This window comes from Granulicella rosea, from assembly GCF_900188085.1.
GTDB lineage: Bacteria > Acidobacteriota > Terriglobia > Terriglobales > Acidobacteriaceae > Edaphobacter > Edaphobacter rosea.
On record NZ_FZOU01000002.1, the window covers coordinates 630,088 to 653,330 of the forward strand.

The 23,243-nt window shown below is 62.5% G+C and carries 22 protein-coding genes; 9 read left to right on the forward strand and 13 right to left on the reverse strand.

Features of this window, described 5'->3' with window-relative positions; translation table 11 throughout:
• Positions 1-45 precede the first annotated feature (45 nt).
• On the reverse strand, positions 46-948 hold the full coding sequence (locus CHB87_RS08720; RefSeq protein WP_089408009.1) for a prolipoprotein diacylglyceryl transferase: 903 nt from the start codon (positions 946-948) through the stop codon (positions 46-48).
• A gap of 84 nt (positions 949-1,032) precedes the next feature.
• Here CHB87_RS08720 and hpt point away from each other — a divergent pair, with 84 nt between their 5' ends.
• Positions 1,033-1,611 (forward strand): hypoxanthine phosphoribosyltransferase, encoded by a 579-nt coding sequence (gene hpt, locus CHB87_RS08725; RefSeq protein ID WP_089408010.1) that lies wholly within the window; start codon positions 1,033-1,035, stop codon positions 1,609-1,611.
• An 8-nt stretch (positions 1,612-1,619) separates the two neighbouring features.
• On the opposite strand, the gene CHB87_RS08730 is transcribed toward hpt, so the two are convergent.
• Entirely contained in the window at positions 1,620-1,787 is a 168-nt protein-coding gene (locus tag CHB87_RS08730; protein ID WP_176441667.1) for a hypothetical protein, read from the reverse strand.
• 302 nt (positions 1,788-2,089) lie between these two features.
• On the opposite strand from CHB87_RS08730, the gene CHB87_RS08735 reads away from it, so the two are divergent.
• The 4 genes from CHB87_RS08735 (at position 2,090) to CHB87_RS08750 (ending at position 7,781) form a co-directional block, all read left to right on the forward strand.
• The gene (locus CHB87_RS08735) at positions 2,090-3,322 is read left to right on the forward strand and encodes a putative DNA modification/repair radical SAM protein (RefSeq protein WP_089408012.1); all 1,233 of its coding nucleotides are present in this window, start codon (positions 2,090-2,092) and stop codon (positions 3,320-3,322) included.
• A gap of 24 nt (positions 3,323-3,346) precedes the next feature.
• Complete coding sequence (locus tag CHB87_RS08740) at positions 3,347-4,963, forward strand: UdgX family uracil-DNA binding protein (RefSeq protein ID WP_089408013.1); 1,617 nt, start codon at positions 3,347-3,349, stop codon at positions 4,961-4,963.
• A gap of 33 nt (positions 4,964-4,996) precedes the next feature.
• Complete coding sequence (gene deoC, locus CHB87_RS08745) at positions 4,997-5,761, forward strand: deoxyribose-phosphate aldolase (RefSeq protein ID WP_089408014.1); 765 nt, start codon at positions 4,997-4,999, stop codon at positions 5,759-5,761.
• Positions 5,762-5,873: 112 nt separating this feature from the next.
• Positions 5,874-7,781: a SpoIIE family protein phosphatase gene (locus CHB87_RS08750; protein WP_089408015.1), complete on the forward strand. Its 1,908-nt coding sequence runs from the start codon at positions 5,874-5,876 to the stop codon at positions 7,779-7,781.
• Positions 7,782-7,842: 61 nt separating this feature from the next.
• On the opposite strand, the gene CHB87_RS08755 is transcribed toward CHB87_RS08750, so the two are convergent.
• Positions 7,843-8,739: a DUF2076 domain-containing protein gene (locus tag CHB87_RS08755; protein WP_089408016.1), complete on the reverse strand. Its 897-nt coding sequence runs from the start codon at positions 8,737-8,739 to the stop codon at positions 7,843-7,845.
• Positions 8,740-8,892: 153 nt separating this feature from the next.
• Here CHB87_RS08755 and aroA point away from each other — a divergent pair, with 153 nt between their 5' ends.
• Positions 8,893-10,182 carry a 3-phosphoshikimate 1-carboxyvinyltransferase gene (gene aroA / locus CHB87_RS08760; RefSeq protein ID WP_089408017.1) on the forward strand — a complete coding sequence of 430 codons (1,290 nt, stop codon included), beginning with the start codon at positions 8,893-8,895 and terminating at the stop codon, positions 10,180-10,182.
• A gap of 179 nt (positions 10,183-10,361) precedes the next feature.
• Here the strand turns inward: aroA and CHB87_RS08765 are convergent, their stop codons facing one another.
• The 8 genes from CHB87_RS08765 to CHB87_RS08800 form a co-directional block, all read right to left on the reverse strand.
• Positions 10,362-10,820, reverse strand: coding sequence for a bifunctional nuclease family protein (locus CHB87_RS08765; protein WP_089408142.1), 459 nt, complete (start codon positions 10,818-10,820; stop codon positions 10,362-10,364).
• Between the two features lie 65 nt (positions 10,821-10,885).
• A complete protein-coding gene (gene miaB / locus CHB87_RS08770; RefSeq protein ID WP_089408018.1) occupies positions 10,886-12,220 on the reverse strand; it encodes a tRNA (N6-isopentenyl adenosine(37)-C2)-methylthiotransferase MiaB in 1,335 nt (444 codons plus the stop codon).
• 21 nt (positions 12,221-12,241) lie between these two features.
• Complete coding sequence (locus tag CHB87_RS08775; RefSeq protein ID WP_089408019.1) at positions 12,242-14,335, reverse strand: tetratricopeptide repeat protein; 2,094 nt, start codon at positions 14,333-14,335, stop codon at positions 12,242-12,244.
• 219 nt (positions 14,336-14,554) lie between these two features.
• A complete protein-coding gene (gene purH, locus CHB87_RS08780; RefSeq protein ID WP_245817891.1) occupies positions 14,555-16,183 on the reverse strand; it encodes a bifunctional phosphoribosylaminoimidazolecarboxamide formyltransferase/IMP cyclohydrolase in 1,629 nt (542 codons plus the stop codon).
• A 25-nt stretch (positions 16,184-16,208) separates the two neighbouring features.
• Positions 16,209-16,595, reverse strand: coding sequence for a type II toxin-antitoxin system VapC family toxin (locus CHB87_RS08785; RefSeq protein WP_089408021.1), 387 nt, complete (start codon positions 16,593-16,595; stop codon positions 16,209-16,211).
• Positions 16,592-16,840, reverse strand: coding sequence for a type II toxin-antitoxin system Phd/YefM family antitoxin (locus CHB87_RS08790; RefSeq protein WP_089408022.1), 249 nt, complete (start codon positions 16,838-16,840; stop codon positions 16,592-16,594). Before CHB87_RS08790 ends, CHB87_RS08785 begins: the two co-directional genes overlap by 4 nt.
• A 63-nt stretch (positions 16,841-16,903) precedes the next feature.
• Positions 16,904-17,851: a tyrosine-type recombinase/integrase gene (locus CHB87_RS08795; RefSeq protein ID WP_089408023.1), complete on the reverse strand. Its 948-nt coding sequence runs from the start codon at positions 17,849-17,851 to the stop codon at positions 16,904-16,906.
• A complete protein-coding gene (locus CHB87_RS08800) occupies positions 17,848-18,843 on the reverse strand; it encodes a tyrosine recombinase (RefSeq protein ID WP_089408024.1) in 996 nt (331 codons plus the stop codon). The genes CHB87_RS08795 and CHB87_RS08800 overlap by 4 nt, the downstream gene beginning before the upstream one ends.
• Before the next feature lie 213 nt (positions 18,844-19,056).
• Between CHB87_RS08800 and ffh the strand changes: the two genes are divergently transcribed.
• Positions 19,057-20,445, forward strand: a complete 1,389-nt coding sequence (gene ffh, locus CHB87_RS08805) for a signal recognition particle protein (RefSeq protein ID WP_089408025.1) — start codon at positions 19,057-19,059, stop codon at positions 20,443-20,445.
• 17 nt (positions 20,446-20,462) lie between these two features.
• Here ffh and CHB87_RS08810 read toward each other — a convergent pair whose 3' ends face one another.
• Positions 20,463-21,179, reverse strand: coding sequence for a DUF4145 domain-containing protein (locus CHB87_RS08810; RefSeq protein ID WP_089408026.1), 717 nt, complete (start codon positions 21,177-21,179; stop codon positions 20,463-20,465).
• 202 nt (positions 21,180-21,381) lie between these two features.
• Between CHB87_RS08810 and CHB87_RS08815 the strand changes: the two genes are divergently transcribed.
• Together CHB87_RS08815 and CHB87_RS08820 are read left to right on the forward strand one after the other, a co-directional pair.
• The gene (locus CHB87_RS08815) at positions 21,382-21,672 is read left to right on the forward strand and encodes a type II toxin-antitoxin system Phd/YefM family antitoxin (RefSeq protein ID WP_089408027.1); all 291 of its coding nucleotides are present in this window, start codon (positions 21,382-21,384) and stop codon (positions 21,670-21,672) included.
• The gene (locus CHB87_RS08820) at positions 21,656-21,967 is read left to right on the forward strand and encodes a type II toxin-antitoxin system RelE/ParE family toxin (protein ID WP_089408028.1); all 312 of its coding nucleotides are present in this window, start codon (positions 21,656-21,658) and stop codon (positions 21,965-21,967) included. Before CHB87_RS08815 ends, CHB87_RS08820 begins: the two co-directional genes overlap by 17 nt.
• A gap of 4 nt (positions 21,968-21,971) precedes the next feature.
• Here the strand turns inward: CHB87_RS08820 and CHB87_RS08825 are convergent, their stop codons facing one another.
• A complete protein-coding gene (locus CHB87_RS08825; RefSeq protein ID WP_089408029.1) occupies positions 21,972-23,231 on the reverse strand; it encodes a M20/M25/M40 family metallo-hydrolase in 1,260 nt (419 codons plus the stop codon).
• Positions 23,232-23,243: the final 12 nt, after the last annotated feature.

Sequence of the window (23,243 nt, forward strand, 5' to 3'; positions counted from 1 at the left end):
GACCATTATGCATGCCCCTGCACACCACCGTAAAGCCCCCACCGGTCAAATGGCGGGCAAAACCTCACTCGCCTCTTCCGGCACGACCGGCATCGCCGCAGGCCCGCCTACCGGCTCATTGCCACGCACCACCAGCATCAGGATCAAACCGAAGACCACGCTGCCCAGCGCCGCCGTCTGAGCGTTGCTCATGCCCCAGTAAAGACGCGGATTGATCCGAATGAACTCGACCAGAAACCGGCCGATGCCGCTGACGCAGAGATAAAACCCGGTCAGCCAGCCCAGCGGACGCGCCTTTCCGGCCAGCTTCCACAGAATCCACGCCAGTGCGACAGCGAACAGAAACTCGTAGAGCGGCGTTGGCAACACCAGCGCATTCGCGGGATTCGGCGGCACCAGCGCGCGATGGTAGACGTCCGGCCCGTTCGCCATGTGGACGCCCCACGCCGAGGTCGTGTTCCTGCCGTAGTCGCCGTCGCCCGAGGTCAGGCAGCCGATGCGGCCGACGCCATACCCCACCGCGGCCGAAACCGTCGCCAGGTCGAGCATCCGAATGCCGGCCTTCAACCCGCGCATTCCGTTCGGCTTCGCGTCCATCCCCTGATATATCAGCATCAGAATGCCGGCCACCATGCCGCCAAACCAGGCGAATCCAGCCTGAAACCAGTGCAGAAAGCCAAACAGAACATCCGCCGGATGCTTCATTCCCGGCTTGAAGATGAGCTTCATCGCCGCCGAAAGCTCCGCGGGATCCTGCAGTTCGTGCCACAGCTTCGCGCCGATCACGCCCGCGATGACGACGAAGGCCACCACATTCAACGCGTCGGCGACCACGCCCGAGCGAACAAAATTCCTGTGCAGTACGACAGCTCCGGCGACGGCCGCCAGCCAGAGGAGCAGACCGAAGGTTCCAAGATGCAACGAACCGATGTTGATATACGGGTACATTCCTCCGAGTATATCGCCACTTTCCCACCGAGACGCCGGCGTCTCGCGCTTCCCCCCAGCGGCCAAACACGATAATCTTTATCGATGGCAACCTCGAAGCCCGCTCCGGTCCAGCTCAACTTTCCGCCCTCCTCCAGCATGGAAGTCCTCTTCTCGAAGGAGGAGATCGCCGGTCGCGTGAAGGCGCTGGGCAAGCAGATCTCCGAGGACTACGCAGGCCAGTCCATCGTGCTGATCGGCGTGCTCAAGGGCGCAGCTATCTTCCTGTCGGATCTCGCGCGCGCCATCTCGGTCGACAACACCTTCGACTTCGTCGCCGTCTCCAGCTACGGTCGCGCGCGCGTCTCGTCCGGCGCCGTCAAGCTCATCAAGGACATCGACAACCCGATCGAAGGCAAGCACGTCATCATCGTCGAGGACATCCTCGACACCGGCCTGACGCTCAGCTATCTCCGCGGCCTGATGCTGCAGCACATGCCCGCCTCGTTGAAGATCGCCACCTGCCTCGACAAGCCCGAGCGCCGCCTGGTCCCGATCGAAGCCGACTACATCGCCTTCCAGATTCCCAACCAGTTCGTCATCGGCTACGGTATGGACTACGCCGAAAAGTACCGCAACGTCGAAGACATCCGCCTCTTCCCCGAGGAAGCCGTCGGCCACTAGCGCGGACTTCACCGCTCCTGGGCATCGTCCGGCATCGGTGGATCTGGCTTCAGCTCTTCTTCCGGAATCTTGGTGTCCGCGAGGGTCAGGATCACTCCTTCCAGATCGGTATGCTGCACCAGCACGGGCGTCGTTATCTCGGCGAAGGCTCGGAGCGGTTTCAGGCTCTTTGCCATATATTCGAACATCCTCTCGTCGCCCCCCTCCGGCGGTTGCGCCTGGAATATTCTTCCGTTTGTCGCCTTCAGGCTGTAACTTCCCTCTGGAACGCAGCGAACTGAAACTCGCCGCTCTCGCGGGCATGAGCATAAAACGATCGTCTTATCTGTCGTATCGGTTAGCTCCAGGCTGCAATAGTTGAGCGGGGCGCCGTCAATCCCGATGGCAATTCCACGAATCGTGTGCAGTCCCGTCAGCGGCAGTACGATTTCCCTTTCGCCTTATATTCGCTATACTCATTTTGCATCCTAACGATGCGATGATGACGACCCAGGACAAACTCGCAATCCTCGCCGACGCCGCCAAGTATGACGCCAGCTGCGCCTCCAGCGGCGCGAAGCGCGCCGGAAATGGCGAAGGCATCGGCCACTCCGATGGCATGGGCATCTGCCACTCCTACACGCCGGATGGCCGTTGCGTCTCCCTGCTCAAGATCCTGCTGACGAACTTCTGCACGTACGACTGCGTCTTCTGCGTCAATCGCGTCTCGTCCGACATCCGCCGCGCGCGCTTCACTCCGGAGGAGGTCGTCAACCTCACGCTGGATTTTTACAAGCGCAACTATATTGAGGGGCTCTTCCTCTCCTCCGGCATCATCCGGTCGCCGGACTACACCATGGAGCAACTGATCTCCGTCGCGAAGCAGCTTCGCAAGGTGCATAAGTTCGGCGGCTACATTCACTTGAAGGCGATTCCCGGCTGCAGTCAGACGCTGATCGACGAGGCAGGCCTGGTCGCAGACCGGCTCTCGGCCAATATCGAGCTGCCTACCCAGCAGGATCTTGTGCAACTGGCGCCGGAGAAGAAATCCGTCGTGATCGAGTCGACCATGTCGCAGATTGCCTTGCGCAAGGACGAGGCCGACGAGGATCGGCGGAGATCCAAGCTCGCACCGAAGTTTGCGGCGGCAGGCCAGTCCACCCAGATGGTCGTCGGCGCAACCCCAGCAAACGATCGCCAGATTCTGACCACGGCGACGCATCTCTACGGGCAGTACAAGCTGCGCCGCATCTATTACACAGGCTTCAGCCCTTATCCCGAGGCCGACACCCGCCTTCCCCTGGCGGCCACACCGCGCATACGCGAGCATCGCCTGTATCAGTCCGACTGGCTTATGCGTTTTTATGGCTTTGAAGCCTCGGAGCTGACGACGCCCGAAGCGCCCGACCTGAGCCTCACCGAAGACCCGAAGACCGTGTGGGCGAAGGGGCACCCGGAGTTCTTCCCTGTGGACGTGAACGCCGCGCCGCGCGAGTCGCTGCTACGGGTGCCAGGCATCGGCTACCGGAATGTCGAGCGAATTCTCAGCATCCGGCGATATCATGCTCTTCTGGTCGACGATCTGAAAAAGCTCCACGTTCGCCTGAAGCAGGCGCTTCCGTTTCTCATCGCCGTCGATCACCTGCCGGGACGTACGCTTGCGCAGGATTCACAGCCAGGTCTCCAGCTCGATCTCTTCGCGCCCATCAGCGCACTGACAGGTTCCATTTAGCCTCGTTCTCTGCATCCAAACAACGTGCATCGAGTTCCCCTTCAATCCGACTTCGAGGCCTGGCGCGCCGCCGCCCGCGACGCCCTGCACGCCGGTTTCAGGCCGGAAGAGCTCGACCTGCAGGACGCAACCGTCCCCAGCACGCTTGCGCTGACGCTCGATACGGACGACGTGGCGACGGGCGCGCCGATTGTGCGGCCGCATACCTCGAAGGCTTTTCTCGAAACCGCGGCGATCGTGGCCGTTCATCGCAGCCCCGACCGCTGGAATCTGCTCTACCGGGTGCTCTACCGCCTTCAGAGCGAACGCAATCTCCTCCAAATCGAGACCGACGACGATGTCAGCCAGCTCGTACGGCTGGAGGCGCAGGTGCGGCGCGACCTGCACAAGATGCATGCCTTCGTCCGTTTTCGCAAGGTGATGGAGGCGTCCGATCCGTCCGAGCGCCCGGTCGTCGTCGACGAGCCGATCCCGATCGACCCCGATCCTCACGCCCACCACCTTGTGCTCGTGACTCCCACGCCCTTCGGTGAGGTGAAGACCGAGATCGAAGCCTGCCCGCCGCCCGTCTCGATTCCCGACAAGGACTGCGAACACTTCGTCGCCTGGTACGAGCCGGACCACAGAATTCTGCCTTTGGCAGCGCCGTTCTTTGCGGAGCGTTTCGCGATCATGCGCTGGTCGATCCTCACGCCGGAGGCCAGCGTCTCATGGGACCCGATCGCAAAGAAACTGATCTTCGGGCCCGGCGTGCCACGCGAGTCCGCTCCGGCTGAAGATGAGCTCGAAGACCTCTGGCGGACCTATTACGCCAGCATCTTCAACCCCGCCCGGCTGAACCAGGAGGCGATGCGGTCGGAGATGCCGGTTCGCTACTGGAAAAATCTCCCCGAGGTCGCGCTTCTTCCGGCCCTGATCGGCGGCGCACAAACCCGGGTCGCGGCCATGGTGAAACGCCAGCAACAACAGCCCACAGCCGAGCCATTTTTGCCGGCCCAGCGCAGCCTTCCCGCCCTGCGCGACGCTTTACCCAGCTGCAAGGGCTGCGAACTCTACTGCCACGCCACGCAGGTCGTGCCTGGTGTCGGTGCGTCAAACAGCCCTCTCATGCTGGTCGGCGAGCAGCCCGGCGACCAGGAAGACGTGCAGGGGCTGCCCTTCGTTGGACCGGCGGGCAAACTTCTCCACAAGGCTCTAGCCGAACTAAACATCGATCCAGCAAGCATTTACATGACAAACGCGGTCAAGCACTTTAAGTTCATTCGACGCGGAAAGATCCGTCTCCACCAAAGCCCGCGCATGTCCGAGATCACCGCCTGCAAGCCGTGGCTGCTGGCGGAGATTGAAGCGTTGAGACCGCGCGTCATTCTCTGCCTGGGCGCTACCGCGTCCAAGTCACTCCTGGGCGGAACCTTCGCCCTCATGCGCGACCGCGGAAAGATCCTCGCAACTCCCCACGCCGAAAGGGTGCTGGCAACGGTTCATCCCAGCGCCGTTCTTCGCGGTCGCGACCAGCAGTCGATCGAACAGCTCTACCAGTTTCTCAAAGACGATCTAGCCCTCGCGTGGAAGTCGGCGCAGGCGACGGCCAGCCCCGCGAGCTTCCTCGTATCGCCCGCGCAATCCTCGTATAGTAGATAGGTCGGCGAGCCAGCCTCGCCTTGAAGGAGTTTCATGAGCACCGTTTCCCTCGTCCCGTTCGACGCCGCGGCATTTGCCGCAAATGCATTGTCCTCCCCGGCCAACCTGGCCGCCGTGCTCGACCACACGCTGCTGAAGCCAGAAGCGACCCGCCAGCAGGTGCTCCAGCTCTGCGCGGAGGCCGCCGAGCACCGTTTCGCCTGCGCGATGGTCAACCCCTACTGGGTCCAGACCGCCGCATCCGCTCTCGCCGGAACGGGCATTAAGGTCGGCGTCGTCATCGGCTTCCCCCTCGGCGCGACGCTCTCAGCCTCGAAGCGGGACGAGACCGCACGCGTGCTGAAGCAGGGTGCGCACGACATCGACATGGTGTTGAACGTCGGCCTGTTGAAGTCCGGCGAGGCCGCCGACTATGAAGCGGTCAAGCAGGACATCCGCGGCGTCGTCCAACTCTCGCACGATGCCGGCGCCATCGTGAAGGTCATCCTCGAAACGTGCCTGCTCACCTTCGAAGAAAAGCTGCGCGCCTCCGAGATCGCACTCTCCGCCGGAGCGGACTTCATCAAAACCAGCACCGGATTCTCGACCGGCGGCGCCACGGCGGACGACATCGCACTCATGCGCGGCGTCGCCGGCTCGCGCGCCGGGGTGAAGGCCTCGGGCGGCATCCGGTCGCTCGCGGACATCACGACCATGCTGAATGCCGGCGCCTCCCGCGTCGGCGCCAGCGCCAGCGTCCGTATCCTGGCTGAACTCGCCGGACACGCCGCTCCGCCACCCGCCTCCAGCGGATACTAAGGGCATTTTTTGTGAAGAGTGGTTCGTGATTGGTGGGGTTTTGCGCTTCTTCTTACCACTCATCACGAACCTCTAAAAACTGTCCTTCGAACCCGGTACAATCGGGTATCCGATGCCCAGCGCACCACAATCCGCCGGACCCGAGGATCTGTCCGCTCCCGAGTCCTTCGAGGGCGACTACCGCCCCTCCGCGTCCGACGCTGGCGCGGGCACGCCGGAAGACTCCAAGCCCCGCGCGCTCTTCCATCCGCACGCCGCAGACCCGCATATCCGGCTGGAGCCGCTGCAGCTCGACTTCCTCATGCGTCTGGCCGACGCGCTCAACACCACGCTCGACCTGAACACCCTGATGCATCGCGTCGCCGACCTCGTCCGCGCCGTCATCGACTACCGCATCTTCGCCATCTTGCTCATCAACGACCGCACCCACGAACTCTGGATGCGCTTCCAGACCGGCCACACGCCGGAGGTCGCGGCGATGCGGATCAAACTTGGCCGCGGCGTCATCGGGCAGGCTGCGCTCCATCGCAAGTCCATCCTGGTCGAAGACGTGCGAACGCTCGACAACTACATCGACGCGAATCCGAACGTGCGCTCCGAACTGGCCGTCCCGTTGATCGTCAAGAACAAGGTTATCGGGGTGCTCGACATCGAGTCCGAGATGCCCGGCTACTTTACCCAGGATCACCAGCGTTTGCTTGAACTTACGGCCTCGCGCATAGGCGTGGCGGTCGAAAACGCGCGGCTGTATACGCGTGTCTCCCGGCAGGCCCAGACCCTGACGGTCTTGCACGAGATCTCGCGCGAGATCACCAGCATCCTCGATCTGGACGACCTGCTGGAACGCATCGGCCAGTTGCTGAAGCGCGTCATCGACTTCCAGATGTTCACCATCCTGCTCTGGAACGACCGGACGGAGCAGTTCGAGCACCGCTTCAGCACCCGCTATGGCGAGCGCGTGCCACGCAGCCGCGACGTTAGGCTAGGCGTCGGCATCATCGGCGCCGCCGCGCAGGATCGCGCGCCGGTCCTTTCGCCGGATGTGCGCAACGATCCGCGCTACATCGCCGAGAACCCGGAGACGCGCGCCGAACTGGCTGTCCCGTTAATTTATAAGAGCAAGGTCATCGGCGTGATCGACCTCGAGCACACCAAGGTCAACTACTACAACGAAGACCATCAGCGGACCCTGACGACGCTGGCCGCGCAGATCGCGACCAGTATCGTCAACGCGCGGCTCTACCAGCGCATCTTCGAGGACGAGCAGCGCATGGAGCGCGACCTGGAGATGGCGCGGCAGGTCCAGCTCCGCCTGCTGCCGTCCGCTCCACCCCGCACCGCGCGCGCGGAGATCGCCGCCAGCTTCGAACCCGCCCGCTCGATCGGCGGCGATGTGTACGACTTCCTCAGCTACGACACCAACCGGACGGTCCTCGCGTTGGGCGACGTCTCCGGCAAGGCCGCGCCGGCCGCGCTTTACGCCGCACTGGTCTCGGGCATCCTGCGTTCGCTCGCGCCCCAGCGCCTCGGCCCCGCCGAGCTGCTTGCCGCTCTGAATGACCAGTTGCAGGAGCGCAAGCTCGACTCCCAGTACGTCACCATGTTGATGGCCCTGTGGGACGACGAGGCCCAGACAATCCACATCGCCAACGCCGGTTCGGTTCAGCCGCTCCAGGTCTATCGCACCAGCACCAGCCTCACCGACGCTCTCGAGGTCCACACGATCGAGGCCGAGGGCTTCCCGCTTGGACTCTTTCCAAACGCCAGCTACGACGAGCACACGTTGCCCATGCAATCCGGCGATCTGGCCGTCTTCTTCTCCGACGGCATCGTCGACGCGCAGAACTCACGCGGCGAGATGTTCGGCTCCGAACGCCTGGCGCTGATCCTGAAGCACCACCCGACCGCCACCGACAGCGCCCAGTCCGCCGTCGATGCCATCCTCGAAGCCGTCCGTACCTTCCGCTCCGGTACGGACCACTTCGACGACGAGACCATCGTCGTGCTGCGGGCGCTCTAGCAAAGCGGGCAGGGCCGAGCAGTCTTGCTTAGCCCCACCCTCGACGATGGAACGCGTTGTCCTAGGAGTTATCGTCGCTGCTGTAATCGCCCGAGTCGGTTGCGTCCGAGTCATCCGAACCGGAGTTGTCTGAACCGGAGTCGTTTGCGCCGTCGTTCGCGTCCGATTGATCGTCGACAACCTCGCTACGCGAGTCGTCTCCGGAGCCGGCAAACCGGTCGCTGCCATCGTTGCCACCCGAACCATGCTCGAACGCGCGATAGCCGTCGTTGTCGACAGGGCCAGGATTGTCCCGGTTGCCCGAGTCCTCGAAGCCACGAGAATCGCCATACCCGGCATGATGCTCGAAGCCGTGCATCAGCGATTCGATGCCCTCGAACGCCAGCGCGCCCGCGGCGACACCGGCCGCAGTCTGCATCGCTCCCTGCAGGAACCCGCCGCCGCCCATACCCGGTCCGGGCCCGTACTGTGGCTGGCCGTACTGGGGCTGGCCGAAGACCGGCCCACCATACTGCGACTGACCATATTGCGGCTGGCCGTATTGAGGTTGACCGTATTGCGGCTGGCCATATCCCGGCTGCGGCATCGCATACCCGCTCTGCTGGCCGGCGTACACCGGCGTATATCCGGCCTGCGACGTTGGCGGCGGCGGTGGAGGCGCCGGCCGATCCTGCCCCAGCAGACTGCCGAGGAAGCTGGTGTGCGGCTTGTTCGCGGCATCGGCCGCAGCCTTCTTCGCTTCGCCCAGAGCAGCTTTTGCCTGGGCTAACTGGCTCTGTGCCTGATCGAGCGCGTACTTCTGCACCAGCACCGTCTGGGCCAGAATGTATAGCGCATCCGGATTTCGACCCAACCCCTGCTGCAGCAGTTCTTCGGCTGCCCCATCCTTTTCCCCAAGCTGTGTGCCGTTTACCCGCTGGACCAGCCCGTCGATCATGTCCTTCTCTTGAGGTGTCATCTCTTCCCTTTCACGCCATGTGAATCTTGCCTCTGGTTAGACGCTGCCGCGAGCCATAGCGGCGATCCATCCGAATGCAGAGCTGTGAAAATCTATACACATCACCAAGACCATCGGATCAGCCACGCCCTCCATCCGTTAAGATAGAACGTAATGGCTATTGAAAAAGTTCTGCCCGCCTCTTCGCTCCAGGGCTCGCTCGTCCTGCCGGGCGACAAGTCCATCTCCCACCGTTATGGCATGCTTGCCGGCCTCGCCGAAGGCACGACCCGCCTTTCGAACTTTTCAACCGGCGCCGACCCGCACAGCACACTCGCCTGCATGGCCGCGCTCGGCGCCACGGTGGAGAATAAGGGCACGCACATTGAGGTGACGGGTGTTGGCGGCGAGTTCCAACAGCCCGACGCGCCGCTCGACTGCGGCAACTCCGGCTCGACCATGCGCATGCTCTCCGGACTGATCGCGCCGCACCCGCACACCTTCACCCTCATCGGCGATCACTCCCTCACCCTGCGCCCAATGGAGCGCATCCGCCGCCCGCTCTCCGCCATGGGCGCGCGCATGGAGCTGGTGGACGGCCACGCGCCGATCACCATCTACGGCGGCCCGCTCGCCGCCATCGACTTCGAGACCCCCATCCCCAGCGCGCAGGTCAAGACCGCCGTGCTCTTCGCCGGCCTGCAGGCCCAGGGTACGACCAGCCTGTCCGAAGCCATCCGCACCCGCGACCACTCCGAGCACGCGCTGCGCGCCTTCGGCGCCACGCTGACGCGCGAGAACAACCGCTTGAGCATCGCCGGCGGCCAGAAGCTGCACGCCATCGACGCGACCGTCCCCGGCGACCTCTCGTCGGCCGCTTTCTTCCTCTGCGCCGCCCTGCTCTTCCCGGACTCGAACCTTATTCTGGATTCGCTCGGCATGAACCCCACCCGCTCGGCGCTGCTCGACGTCGTCACCGCGCTCGGCGGCAAGGTCCGCATCCTGAACGTCGAAGAGACTCACGGCGAGATGGTTGGGACGATCCAGGTCAACGCCGGCCCCAGCAGCCTGCGTGGACCGCTCGAAATCCGCGGCGCGCTCACAGCGCAGCTCATCGACGAGCTGCCGGTGCTCGCCGCCATCGCGCCCTACATGCCCTCCGGCATGATCATCCGCGATGCCAAAGAACTCCGCATCAAGGAGTCCGACCGCATCGACCTCGTCGCACGCAACCTGCGCGCGATGGGCGCGACCTTCACCGAGTTCGAAGATGGCCTCGAAATCCCCGGCGGCCAGACGCTCCATGGCGCAACCATCGACTCCGGCTCCGACCACCGTATCGCCATGGCTTTCGCCATCGCCGCCCTGCGCGCAACGTCGGAGAATACGATCGAAGGCGCCGAGGCCGCGGCGATCTCGTTCCCGGAGTTCTTCACGCATTTGAAGACGTTGTGCAAAAACTGAAGACTGAAGCAGATTCCCTGCGGGAATGACAAACAAGCAAAGGCAACAGCGAGGAGTCTTTACGCTGTTGCCTTTGCCTTTGTGTCTTCTGGTTTTCTCTGCTCTCTTGCCTTTGTCTGTTCCTCTTGTTTGTCATTCCCGCAGGGAATCTGCTTCCGTCTTTCAGACCCAGCACCAAGCTACATCTTGTACTGCCCGGTATCGTCCTCGTTCAGATTCTCGAGCCACCGCTTCAGATCGTCGGCGCCGACATTGGCCGCCGTCTCCGCATTGTTCTGCCGCGTATGCCGCATCACCTTCGAGCTGACGTAGATCGGGCAATCCCAGCGCAGGGCCAGGGCGATCGCATCGGACGGCCGCGCGTCGATCACCACCGTCTCGCCCCCCTGCTCCATCCAGATGGAAGCGAAGAACGTATCCGCGCGCAGGTCCGAGACGACGACCTTGCGAACGGTTGCGTTCAACCCCTTCGCCAGATTCCGCAGCAGATCGTGCGTCATCGGCCTCGGCGTCTCCGTCTTTTCCAGCTCCAGCGCAATCGCGTTCGCTTCGAATACGCCGACCCAGATCGGCAGCACGACATCGCTGCCAACCTCCTTCAGCACGACGATCGGCATGTTCGTCACCGGGTCGAGCATGAGGCCGCGAATCTGCACCTCGATCTCCGGCTCACCGGCCGCGCCGGGAGTCTCGAGGACCGCCACTACTGCACCCGCCCCGGCGCCGCCAGCGCCTCGCCAACCAGGCTGTTCGGAAAGGTCTGCGTGATCCGCACCTGGTGATACGTTCCCGTCGCCGGCATGATGAGCTGCGTCGTCGTGAAGTTTACCGTCTTATTCTGCGAGCTGCGCCCAATGATCTGGTTGCGCGCCTTGTTGTACCCCTCAACCATCACCTCCATCACCTGCCCTAAGTGACGGTCGTAGTTGATCCTTTGAATCTCGCGCTGACGGTCCAGCAGAATCTGCAGGCGTGCCGACTTCACCTCGTCCGAAAGGCTGTCCGCGAGATGCTCGGCCGGAGTATTTGGGCGGGGCGAGAACTTGAAGGCAAAGATCGCATCGTAGCCGACTACGTCGAGCAGCGTCGCCGTATCTTCGAGATCGGCGTCCGTCTCGCCCGGAAAACCGACGATGATGTCGGAGGTCAGCGAAAGATCGCGCTTCGCCGCCTTCATCCACGCGATGCGCTCCAGATACCACTCGCGGGTGTACTCGCGCGCCATGGCCTTCAGGATGCGGCTGGATCCGCTCTGCACCGGCAGGTGGATGTGGTCGCAGAGCGTCGGCGTCGCGTCGATCACGTCGACGATGTCCTTCGTAAAGTCGCGCGGATGGGATGTCGTGAACCGCACGCGGCGTATGCCGGGAATCGTCCCAACCGCCTGCAGCAGCTCGGCGAAGGTCATCTTGCCGGACGGATCGCGGTAGCTGTTCACGTTCTGGCCCAGCAGTTGAATCTCGGTGAAGCCGGCGTCCGCCATGCGCGTCGCCTCTTCCATCACGGAAGCGGCAGTGCGGCTGCGCTCATTGCCGCGCGTGTACGGAACCACGCAGTAGGCGCAGAACTTGTCGCAACCCTCGATGATCGTGATATAGCCGCGGTGCGGGTTCGTGCGCGCGACGAACGGCGTCTCGAAGGTCTCGGTCGTCTTCTTGTCGTCAAGGCCAGTAATGCGCGAGTCGCCGCGCTCCAACCGGTCGAGCATGCCCGGCAGATTGCGGTACGAGGCCGATCCCGCGACGATCGACACGTACGGCGCCTTATCGAAGATCTTCTCGCCCTCCTGCTGGGCGACGCAGCCGATCACGGCGAACTTCTTCCCCTCGCCCTGCAGCTTCTTGTACTCGTTCAACCGGTGAAATACCTTCTGCTCCGCCTTGTCGCGGATCGAACAGGTGTTGTACAGGATGAGACCGGCATCGGCCTCATCCTGCACCTGGGCGTAGCCCTGCTGCTCGAGCGTGCCGACCACCTTTTCGGAGTCATGCGCGTTCATCTGGCAGCCAAACGTCTCGATATAAAAAGTCTTGCTCACCGCTTTAGTATATCGCCCGCTTTAGTCAACCTTCTTCGCCGTCGGAGACTTTGCGCTGGCCAGCTTCACTCTCGCATTGTCCAGCTTGCGTTTCACCTTCGCCACATCCGCCGGATCGGCGTCCGCCGGCAACGAATGCGCGTACTCCGTCATCGCGCGCTCCCACTGCGAGACCGCCAGCTTCAGCCGGCCCGTCTTGTCGTAGACCTCGCCCAGATGGTCGTGGATCGACGCATCGGTCGAGACGCGCTCGATCGCCTTCTTCAGGTTCTGCTCCGCCTGCTCGTACTTGCCGGCCTTGAAGTTCACCCAGCCCAGCGAATCCAGAAACGCGCCGTTCTGCGGATCGAGCTCCAGCGCATGCGTGATCATCTGCTGCGCCTCGGCCAGACGTGTGCCGCGCTCGGCCAGCATATAGCCGAAGTCGTTCAATGCTGTCGCATCGTTCGGATCGATGGCGATGGCCTTCTTGTACTGAATCTCCGCCTCGGCGTAGTCCTTATCGCGGTCGGCGATCGTCGCGCGCAGCCGGTAGATGAACGCCTTCTCCTCCGGTCGCATCGTCAGCGCCTCCGCCTTGTCGAGCGCCGCATAGGCGTCCTTCGACCGCTTCAGACGCAGATTCATATTCGCCAGGGCGACATACGTATCGCGGTCCTGCGTCCCGTCGCTCGTGCCCGCCTCGCCCGGAGGCGACGACAACTGCGCCTTCGCGAGCGCGATTCCCTCGTCCGGCTTGCCCGTGTCGGCAAGCTGGAAGGCGTACATCAGCTGCACGCTGTGATCGCGCGGCAGAGCCTGCGCCGCCTCGGCCGCAGCCGCCAGCAGCTCCTTCCAAAGGTGAGCGTCGCGATACGCGTCCACCTCGCCCTGGTAACCGCGCGAGACATACTCGCCGCCAAGCGAAATCTCTTCCTTGTAAGCGGCAATCGCCTCGGGCGTCTTGTTCGCCTCGCGCTCGACGATGCCCAACCGGTCCAGGAAGATCGAGCGATTGCTCTTCTCCGGATCAGAATACTTGCCGTCCGGATGCGCGGTCTGCTTAAGAATCGCGGTCAGCGACGCCGTCGCCTTGTCGTACTGGCCGAGCGAGTCGTAGATCAGCGCTTCGTTGTAGCTCAGCTCCTCGTTATCGTCCTGCGCGGGCAGCGACTTCGCCTTCTTCAAGGTTGCGAGCGCTTCGGTGTAGTGCCCCTGCCGCCGCTGAATGTCCGAGATACGAACCTGCGACTGCACATCGTTCGCATCGGTTGCGACGAGCTGCTGCAGCACCACCAGCGCCTCGTCGAGCCGATTGTCCTGCAGAAGCGCGGAAGCTAAGCCTTTCTGCGCGTCCACGTTATCGGGATTCTCTTCAAGCGCCGCCTTATAGGACGCGGCCGCATCTTTCGGGCGCTTCAGAATCTCATAGGAACCCGCCAGCGCCAGATCGATTCGCTCCGACCGGTCGGCTTCGGGCACGGAGGCGAGCGTATCCACCGCACGCTGCGTATCGCCCTGCTCCTCATACAACCGCGCCATGTTCAGCACGACCTCTTCGGAGTTCGAATCCAGATGCTGCGCCAGCTTGAACTGTCCCTCCGCCTTGGCCGAGTCATGGTTCAATCCATAGAGCTGACCGAGCAATAGATGCGTCTCCACATCCTCCGGCTTCAGCTTCGAGATGGTCTCATACTCGGCGATGGCCAGCTTCAGCATCTCACCCGACTGCGAACCCTGCATATCGCCCAGCGAGCGCAGATACACCTTGCCCAACAGCGAGTGCGCCTCGAAGTCGTTTGGATTCTTCTTCACCTGGTCCTGAGCCGCCGTCACCGCCTCGCGGATACGCCCGAGCTTGAAGTAAAGATCGGCCAGGCCATCCTGCAGAAACTGGGAGTTCGGATCGGCGCTCAACGCCAGCTTGTACTCCTCCACCGCCTGCGTCGCGTAGTCCGGACGGCCCGCGTTCACGGCCATATCCTCGTACATGCTCGCCAGCCCCTCGTGATAGTACGCCGAGGAGTGGTCCGGGGCCTGCGTCGCGGCGGGTACCTGCGCCATCACGGCATGTGCGGCAAGCAGAACGGCGGCAGCGGAAAGGAGACGGGAGGCGCGGAATACAGGCAGTGTCATAGGCGGTAAGGTTCCTGAGTACGATCGTTAAGCCCGTGGGCCGTTGTCGAGACACTGGTTAGACGGCGCTGCAGGGGCTTTGGATGCTGACCCCGCAGTCCATGGAATCCATGGCCGTGATTATAAACGGAATGTCAATCGTATTTCTCTGCCACAAAAGCGGATGCCCCATGTCTCGCACCTGAGACATGGGGCGCCCGAACAAGCTCGGGTGCAAAATCAGCCGTGCCGGAAGTGCCGCACACCCGTGAAGACCATCGCCACGCCCAGCCTATCCGCCGCCTCAATCACCAGCGCATCCTTCACCGAACCGCCCGGCTGAATGATCGCCGTAGCCCCGGCAGCCGCCACCACCTCAAGCCCATCCGGAAACGGGAAAAAAGCATCGGAGGCCGCAACCGAGCCGGCGAGCGGCAGTACCGCCTTCATCGCGCCGAACTTCGCCGCATCCACACGCGACATCTGCCCTGCCCCGACGCCGACCGTCTGGCCATGCCCATCCTCGAACCGCGCATAGACGATCGCGTTCGACTTCACATGCTTGCAGACGTTCCAGGCGAAGAGCAGCGCGCGCATCTCCTCCGCAGTCGGCTTGCGCTTCGTCGCCACCGTCAACTCATCTTCAGTCACGTGCCTGTGGTCGGAGTCCTGCACCAGCAACCCGCCCGAAACCTGCTTCACCACGCGCGGCGTCCTCGCCGGGACGATCTCGATCAGCCGCAGATTCTTCTTCGCGGCGAAGCGGGCGAGCGCATCTTCGGTGAACGAAGGCGCCACGATGGCCTCGACGAAGAGCTTCGCGATCTCCTCGGCAGCCGCGCCGTCGACCTCGCGATTGATGCCCAGCACGCCGCCAAAGGCCGATACCGGGTCCGAAGCCAGCGCGCGCGTGTAGGCCTCGAGCACGGTCGAGCCGGTCGCCGCACCACACGGGTTGGTGTGCTTGATGATGACGACGGCCGTCTCGTCGAACTCGCTCACCAGCTCCCAGCAGGCGTCTAGGTCGACCAGGTTGTTGTAGCTCAATTCTTTGCCCTGCAACTGCTTAGCCGCTGCGACTCCGGTCCCGGTGCCGTCGGCATAGAGCGCCGCCTTCTGGTGCGGATTCTCGCCATAACGAAGGACGGTCGAGCGCGGCTCGATCAGCCGGACGGTCTCGGGCAGCTTTTCCGTGTCGAAGACCGCCGGCGCATGCGGCGTGTCGGAGTCCACCAGCGATTCGAGCGCGCTCGCAATGCCTGCGTCATACGCAGCCGTCACGGCGAAGGCCGCCTTGGCCAGCCGCCAGCGCGTCGCGCGTCCCAGGCTGCCGCCGTTCGCGGCCAGCTCCTCGGCCAGCAGCGCGTAGTCCGCGACGGAGGTGACGATCGCCACATCCTCGAAGTTCTTAGCCGCCGAACGCACCATCGACGGCCCGCCGATATCGATGTTCTCGATGATCTCCGCCGTCGAGACGCCGGGCTTCTGCGAGGTCTTCTCGAAGGCATAGAGATTCACGACGACCATGTCGATGGGCTGAATCTCATGCTCGGTCACCGCGGCCACGTGGCTCTCGTTCGAGCGAATGTGCAGGATGCCGCCATGCACCTTGGGATGCAGCGTCTTCACGCGGCCATCGAGCATCTCGGGAAAGCCGGTCAGGTCGGAGATGTCGCGCACGGTGAGCCCCGCCTCGCGCAGCGCCTTCGAGGTGCCGCCGGTCGAAACCAGTTCCACACCAAACTCAGCCAGCGTGCGGGCGAACTCCACCAGCCCGGTCTTATCGGTAACGGAAAGCAAAGCGCGGCGAACCTGCTTCAAATCGCCGGGCAGATCGAGGTGCGAGTCGGTCAAACATTCGATATTCACGCCTACCAGTTTATCCGACCAATGTTTACCAGATGCGACGAATGCCAAATCCATCGAGCTTTGGATCGATGCTGATGACGGGGATGTCGTCGGCAAGCGCCTGCGCAGCGATCATGCGGTCGAAGGGGTCTTGATGCGGCCCCATCAAGCGACCTGCGCGCAGACCGTCTTCCACCGTAATCGCTCGCATTTCATATCCGGCGGCTCCTATATCTTCGAGGAAGTTCATCTCGAATTCTGCTGCTTCGGGCATCTTGCCAAGCCGCACCTTCGTAGCTATCTCCCACGCCGATGCCGCCGAGACTACAATTTCGTTTTCTTCATCGGCAATAAGCTCAGAGGCATTCTTACTGAGTGAACGAGAGGCGAGCACCGCCCAGACTAAAGCGTGGGTGTCGAGGAGAACTCTCATTCGCCTTCGCCGTTCCAAAGCCTCAGCTCCTCTTCAGGGAGCGGCTCCCAAAAACCTTCACCCAGAACAAAGCCCAGTGTTTCGCGAACCCCCAAACGCTTCGGTTTGAAGGGCTTGATCGCTTCAAGCCTCGCTACAGGCGTCTTCTCGCGCCCGGAGGTAATGATGACCTCTTCCCCGCGTTGAGCCCGCTTCACTAGCTCCGAAAGATTGGTCTTCGCCTCAAAGATCGTCGCAGAGATCATGGTCGCCCCCCTGACTGCTAACCAATCTTAGCTAAGATGGCCGATAAATATCAACGAAGAAAATCAGTTCGCCCGAGGATGCGACTGGTCATACACACGCTGCACCTGCGTCATGGTCAACTGCGTGTACCGTTGCGTGGTCGACAGCCGCTCATGCCCCAGCATCTCCTGGATCGCGCGCAGATCGGCGCCTTCTTCCAGCATGTGCGTGCCGAAGGCGTGGCGCAGCGTATGCGGATGCACGTCCGCCGGAAGTCCCCGGCTCAATGCAATCGACTTCACAATCCGGCCGACGCTGCGAGTCGTCAGGCGGCAGTCGCCGCGAGCCTTCGCATTCATCAGCAGCGCGCCTTCATCCACCAGCCTGCCCTTGCCTGCCTTGCGCAGCTTTGCGTCCCGCAGCGGCAGGTAGGCACGGATTGCGAGCGCGGCCTCATCGCCCAGCGGAACCAGCCGCTCTTTCTTGCCCTTGCCCCGGACGAGAATCGCGTCGTTGCCCCACTGTATGCTCGCCATCTCCAGCCCCACCAGCTCCGAGTTGCGGATGCCGCAGCCATAGAGCAGCTCGAAGATCACGCGGTCGCGCTCCGGCCATGCGCCTGCCTCATCCTCCCGCTGCACGCCTTCGAGCGAGTTCAGCACGCCATTCAACTCCTCCATGCTCGGCACACGCGGCAGATGCTTCGGCAGCTTGGGCGTCGAGACCAGCAGCGCCGGATTCTGCGCCACCTTACCCTCCTTCGCCAGCCATTTGAACCAGCTCCGCACCGACGCCAGCGCACGCGCCGCGCTCGCCTTCGTCAGGCCACGTTCATACAACGAACCCAGATACGACCGGATATGCAGATGCTCAACCGTATCGATCGCGGCATCCCTGCCCAGCAGCTTCTCCAGAAACTCCGCAAAGTTGTGCACCTCGCGCCGATACGCCCGCACCGTGTGCTCGGAGGCGCCGCGTTCGTTCGCCAGCGCGCTCAGGAATCCATCCGCAAGCTGCGTGAACTCGCTCATGCGGGCACCTGCTCGCTCTCGGACTGCTCCGAAGGCAGCCGCCGCCGCCCGCGCGGATGATGCATCCGGTGGACCTCCTTCAGATGTCCCAGCGCAACATGCGTATACACCTGCGTCGTCGCGATGTCCGCGTGGCCCAGAATCGTCTGCACCGAGCGCAGATCCGCGCCATGCTCCACCATATGGGTCGCGCAGCTATGCCGCAGCCGGTGCGGCCCGGCCTTCGCCTCGCCGGACGCGGCCCGAACCATCGTCCACACCCACTGCCGGGTCAGCGCCCTGCCGTTGATGCTGAGAAAAAGCGCCCGCTGCAGCCCGACGCCGCTCTTCTGCAACACCGGCCTGCCTTCCTTCATATACCGCTCCAGCGCCTCACAGGCACGGCGTCCCAGCGGCACGATACGCTCCTTGTCGCCTTTGCCGCGCACCTGCGCCCGCCCCAGATCGAGATGCAGATCCTCCACACGCAGCGAACAGATCTCCCCCACGCGCAGCCCGCCAGCATAGAGCAGCTCCAGAATCGCGTGGTCGCGCAGCGCCATCTTTTTGCCGTCTTCGAGATTCGCCGCCGCGCCCGAGCGATCCAACATCTCGCCCACCTGGCTCTCGGCCAGCGACTTCGGCAGCGTCTTCCACACCGCTGTCGCCTCGACATTGATCGTCGGGTCGTGCGCAATACGCTTATCGAGCAGGAGCCACCGATAGAACCCACGCAGACAACTCAGCTTGCGCGAGATCGTCCTTGCCTCCGCGGCATTCGCGCGGCGCTCCTCTATATAGTTACGGACGTCTTGCTGCGTGCAGGTGAGCAGCATGCCGTCAGTTTTCTCGAGAAACTCCGCAACCTGCTCCAGATCGGCCTTGTACGACGCGCACGACGCCGGCCGCAGCCCGCGTTCGATCCGTAGATATCCCACATACTCCCGCACCAGACGCATGTTGCCCGTCTCGGGAACCGGCACGGGTTTCGGAACCAACTGAATGCCTGCCATAAGCCCTCATTATCCGGCTGCGGCCCCGTTGCGAAACGCGAACCTGAAACCGCGAACCTCCCCTGCTACCGCCGCCGCAGGTTCCACCCACGGGTTTGTAACCTGCGGCGAACCGCATCGCCATCCATGCCGGATGCTTGTCATCCTTCGCGAAGCGGAGGATCTGCTTCTCTGCCACCGCACTCTCCCCCACACTGATAAACTCGAAGAGCCATGTTTGAAAACCTCAGCGACAAGCTCCAGCGATCCTTCAAAAACCTCCGCGGCCAGGGCGCCATCACCGACGAGAACATCTCCGACGCCATGCGCGAGATTCGCCTCGCCCTCCTCGAGTCCGACGTCAACCTCGACGTCGCCACCAACCTCGTCGAGCAGATCCGCGCCAAGGCCATGGGCTCGCAGATCGCCACCGCCCTCTCTCCGTCCGAGCAGATCGTCAAGATCGTCCACGACGAACTCGTCGCGCTCCTCGGCAAGGACATCGCCAAGTTCAAGACCGCCAGCCAGCCGCCGTCCGTCATCCTGATGGCCGGCCTGCAGGGTTCGGGTAAGACGACCACCTCCGGCAAGCTCGCCGCATGGCTCAAAAAAGGCGGCCACCGCCCCATGCTCGTCTCGGTCGACGTCTACCGCCCCGCCGCGCGCGAGCAGCTCGCCATCGTCGCACGCTCCATCAACGCCAGCCTGTACGAAGGCAAGCTGATCGATGGCGAAGCCGCAACCGACTCCGTGCTCCGCCTCGCCAAGGAAGCCAAGCGCGACGCCGCCAACTTCGGCTGCGACATCCTCATCGTCGACACCGCCGGCCGCCTCGGCATCGACCAAGTCCTGATGGACGAGATGGCCAGGCTCAAGGCGCTGCTCAACCCCAGCGAGATCCTCTTCGTCGCCGACGCCATGACCGGCCAGGACGCGGTCAAATCCGCCAAGGCCTTCAACGACCTCCTCACCATCACCGGCGCCGTGCTCACCAAGATGGACGGCGACGCACGCGGCGGCGCGGCGCTCTCCATCCGCCAGATCACCGGCGCGCCCATCAAGTTCATCGGCACCGGCGAGAAGCCGGACGCCTTCGAACCCTTCCACCCGGACCGCATCGTCAGCCGCATCATGGGCATGGGCGACATCGCCACCCTGCTCGAGCGCGCGGAAGAAAAACTCGACCGCGGCAAGGCCGAAAGCTTCGCCAAGAAGGCCCTCTCCGGCGACGGCTTCTCGCTTGAAGACTTCCGCGAACAGCTCCGCCAGATCAAGAAGCTAGGCTCCATGAAGTCCATCATGAAGATGCTGCCTTCGGTCGGCCCCTTCGCCGGCATGGCGCAGGCAGCGGAAAACGTAGACGAGAAGCAGTTCGGCCGCGTCGAAGCCATCATCAACTCGATGACCAACAAAGAGCGCCGCAACTCCGACATCATCAACGGACCCCGCCGCAAACGCATCGCCGCCGGCTCCGGCACCACGGTCCAGGAGGTCAACAACCTCCTACGGCAACACGCCCAAATGTCCAAGATGTTCAAAACCATGGGCGGCGGTGGCGGCATGAAGCAGCAACAAAGACTGATGGCTCAAATGCAGCAGCAGAAACAAAAATTTGGGCGATAGGATAGTAACACTGTATCTTATGGCTGCACCGTGCCAAGCTTTTGGTCTGCTTTGGCCTTTGCGATCGCAACAATCTGTTGCATTTGAAGGTCTCTGTTGTGACGGTTTATATACCAGTCGCTGAATAACGTCTCGATCAGACGTATCAGCAACTCTGCTTCGCCCGGATCGACATCAATTATGAGATTTATGTCTTTTTCCATGTGAGCGCCAATATTCCCGATGCTTCTTATAGCGTCGATTGCAGCCCAAGTATTCGCATCCACCTTGTCCTTCAAGTCATAAATCTCGTCGACAAGCCGATTTTTTGAGATTTTCCAAAAATCGCGAATGATGCCTTGCAGACACCGACGCGAAAGCGTTGCCGATGCTTTCGGACTGTCATTGAGAACCATGCACGCTTCTTCGTAGTCCTGTCGAACTGGCCCAGGAATGTAGTTCGGGAAAACTTTTGCGGTCGATTTCGGCCGAAGCTGCCAATTAATAAGTGATGGTCCGTCAATCGCTGAAAACGGTTGGCCAGCACCACTGTATTGCACCTTCGTTTTGTAAAGTGCCGCTTGGATGGAATATTCTTTGCATTCGAGATTTGGGCAAACTATGACGAAGGTTTGGAGGCGCAACAGCTTTTCGTCCTTGTTGTTATTGTTAAAATCATGCTCGGATCTGCTGATATTAGCGTTGGTAATGGTCGCGATCTGATTGCAATAAGGACAAGTCCATCCGCTTGGCATAACATTCTCCCCTGTACTCAGGTGTCAATAACAAGCATATCCCGGGATCGCATAGCGGGTGGCCCACATCTCACCGCCGAATCAGGTGCCCCGTATTTCGATACTCAGATGTGGGCCTCGCCCAAAGGACGACTGCACCCCTAATACTCAAATTGACTCCTAGGCCGCAGGGTACGATAGAATCCAGCCAGCGGAGGACACCATGATCGACACCACGCAGGAAGTCCACACCCTCGCCAGCTTCAACGAGCAGCCTGCCGACATGATCCGCCAGCTCAAGGCGACCCACCGCCCCATCACCCTCACCGTCGACGGCCATCCGGAGATCGTCGTTCAGGAGGCCGCCGCCTACCAGCGTCTCCTCGATCTCGCCGCGTTCGCCGAGGAAGAGCAGGCGATTCAGCAGGGTCTCGAAGATATGGAAGCCGGACGCGTTCAGCCGCTGGACGAGGTCTTTGAGGAGCTTCGGGTAAAGCATGGGATACCGCGTTGAAGTCTCCGCGCAAGCGAAACGCGACCTGAGCCGTATCTATCTGTTCATCGAAGCCTACGAGTCGCGAACAGCAGCAAAGTGGTTCAATCGGCTCCATGAGGACTTGCAGTCGCTCGCGAATATGCCCGAGCGCGCACCGCTGATCCGTGAAGGCCAGAACCTACGCCATCTCCTCTTCGGGACTAAGCCGCATATCTATCGCGTCATCTTCCGCATTCGCGAGGATCGCGGCACGGTAACGATCCTATCGATACACCACGGCGCGCGGAAGCCGTTCAAGCCATCCGAACGCTGATCGCCTACTGCGCCAGCAAAAGCGTAATCAGCAACAGATTCTGCACACCCTTATAAGCATCCGTGCTGTCGTAGCTCTCACCAAGAGAGTGCGCGCCCTTGCCCGATCCGCCGCCGCCCAGCGTGACCGCCGGAATCCCGAGATGCATCGGCACATTGGAGTCGGTCGAGCTGGCCTCGAGCCTTGGCGTACCCAGCTTCAGCGCCTCGATCGACGACTTCACCTGCGCGACAATCGCCGAATCAGCCGGAGTTTCGCCCGCCGGACGCACGCCGATCGACTCCAGCTTGACGCTCAGCTTACCCTTGTCGTGGCGAAAGGCATTCTCCTCGTCGAGCCCCTGTTGCACCGCGGCCTTGAACTTCCGGTCGACAGCATCCAAAGCCTTGGGATCGGACGAACGCTCATCGAACTCGAACCATGCCTCGAACGGGATCGAGTTCACCGACGTTCCGCCGCCGATTCGACCTGTGCTGTAAGTCGTCTTCGGCGTCGTGGGCACGTCGATGTCGGCGACATGCGCAATCGCCCGGCTCAGCGCGTGAATCGGATTCGCCAGCCCGAACGCGCCATAGCTGTGTCCGCCCGGACCGGTAAAGGTCACGCGATAGCGGAAGCTGCCGACGCCAGTATTCACAATATGCACCGGGTCATCGCCGTCGATCGAGATGAACTTGTCGATCTGGCCCTTCAGCGTCGTGTTGAAGAGTTCCTTCGCCCCGCGCGAGTCGCCGAGGCCCTCCTCGCCAACGTCCGCGACAAAGGTGACCGTCCCGTTCGTCTGGAGCTTCCCGCGCTGCATCGCGTCGATCAGCGCCAGCAACGAGGCGAGCCCCGTGCCATCGTCGCCGATGCCGGGCGCGGTCAGCACGTTGCCGTTGCGCTTCACGCGAACATCCGTACCCTCGGGAAAGACCGTGTCGAGATGCGCGGCGATCACAAGATGAGGATGCGGCTGCATGCCCGGCCGGTCGCCGAGGATGTTCCCTACCGCGTCCGTCCGGACGTTCTGCAACCCGGCTTCGGTGAAGAGCCGCTTCAGCTCCGCGCCGCGTACGCTCTCGTGGAACGGCGGTGCGGGGATCTCGGTCAGGCGAATCTGCTCTTCGATAAAGTGCGGCTGGCGCGCCTCGACCGACTGCATCGCGGCCTGAACCGCCGGGTCGGCGAGCAGTTGCGCGGCGGTCTTACCCTGGGCCAAAACTACAACAGCCGGGGTCAGGCAGACCGCGGCTGCAAGCCTTGCAAACGAGCTGAACCTCATCGAATTCTCCGC

Excerpts from the sequence above, each read along its gene's own strand:
- CHB87_RS08720 (WP_089408009.1), bottom strand. The coding sequence starts at position 948 with ATGTACCCGTATATCAACATCGGTTCGTTGCATCTTGGAACCTTCGGT.
- hpt (WP_089408010.1), top strand. The coding sequence starts at position 1,033 with ATGGCAACCTCGAAGCCCGCTCCGGTCCAGCTCAACTTTCCGCCCTCC.
- CHB87_RS08730 (WP_176441667.1), bottom strand. The coding sequence starts at position 1,787 with ATGGCAAAGAGCCTGAAACCGCTCCGAGCCTTCGCCGAGATAACGACG.
- CHB87_RS08735 (WP_089408012.1), top strand. The coding sequence starts at position 2,090 with ATGATGACGACCCAGGACAAACTCGCAATCCTCGCCGACGCCGCCAAG.
- deoC (WP_089408014.1), top strand. The coding sequence starts at position 4,997 with ATGAGCACCGTTTCCCTCGTCCCGTTCGACGCCGCGGCATTTGCCGCA.
- CHB87_RS08750 (WP_089408015.1), top strand. The coding sequence starts at position 5,874 with ATGCCCAGCGCACCACAATCCGCCGGACCCGAGGATCTGTCCGCTCCC.
- CHB87_RS08755 (WP_089408016.1), bottom strand. The coding sequence starts at position 8,739 with ATGACACCTCAAGAGAAGGACATGATCGACGGGCTGGTCCAGCGGGTA.
- aroA (WP_089408017.1), top strand. The coding sequence starts at position 8,893 with ATGGCTATTGAAAAAGTTCTGCCCGCCTCTTCGCTCCAGGGCTCGCTC.
- CHB87_RS08765 (WP_089408142.1), bottom strand. The coding sequence starts at position 10,820 with ATGCTCGACCCGGTGACGAACATGCCGATCGTCGTGCTGAAGGAGGTT.
- CHB87_RS08775 (WP_089408019.1), bottom strand. The coding sequence starts at position 14,335 with ATGACACTGCCTGTATTCCGCGCCTCCCGTCTCCTTTCCGCTGCCGCC.
- CHB87_RS08785 (WP_089408021.1), bottom strand. The coding sequence starts at position 16,595 with ATGAGAGTTCTCCTCGACACCCACGCTTTAGTCTGGGCGGTGCTCGCC.
- CHB87_RS08790 (WP_089408022.1), bottom strand. The coding sequence starts at position 16,840 with ATGATCTCTGCGACGATCTTTGAGGCGAAGACCAATCTTTCGGAGCTA.
- CHB87_RS08795 (WP_089408023.1), bottom strand. The coding sequence starts at position 17,851 with ATGAGCGAGTTCACGCAGCTTGCGGATGGATTCCTGAGCGCGCTGGCG.
- CHB87_RS08800 (WP_089408024.1), bottom strand. The coding sequence starts at position 18,843 with ATGGCAGGCATTCAGTTGGTTCCGAAACCCGTGCCGGTTCCCGAGACG.
- ffh (WP_089408025.1), top strand. The coding sequence starts at position 19,057 with ATGTTTGAAAACCTCAGCGACAAGCTCCAGCGATCCTTCAAAAACCTC.
- CHB87_RS08810 (WP_089408026.1), bottom strand. The coding sequence starts at position 21,179 with ATGCCAAGCGGATGGACTTGTCCTTATTGCAATCAGATCGCGACCATT.
- CHB87_RS08815 (WP_089408027.1), top strand. The coding sequence starts at position 21,382 with ATGATCGACACCACGCAGGAAGTCCACACCCTCGCCAGCTTCAACGAG.
- CHB87_RS08820 (WP_089408028.1), top strand. The coding sequence starts at position 21,656 with ATGGGATACCGCGTTGAAGTCTCCGCGCAAGCGAAACGCGACCTGAGC.
- CHB87_RS08825 (WP_089408029.1), bottom strand. The coding sequence starts at position 23,231 with ATGAGGTTCAGCTCGTTTGCAAGGCTTGCAGCCGCGGTCTGCCTGACC.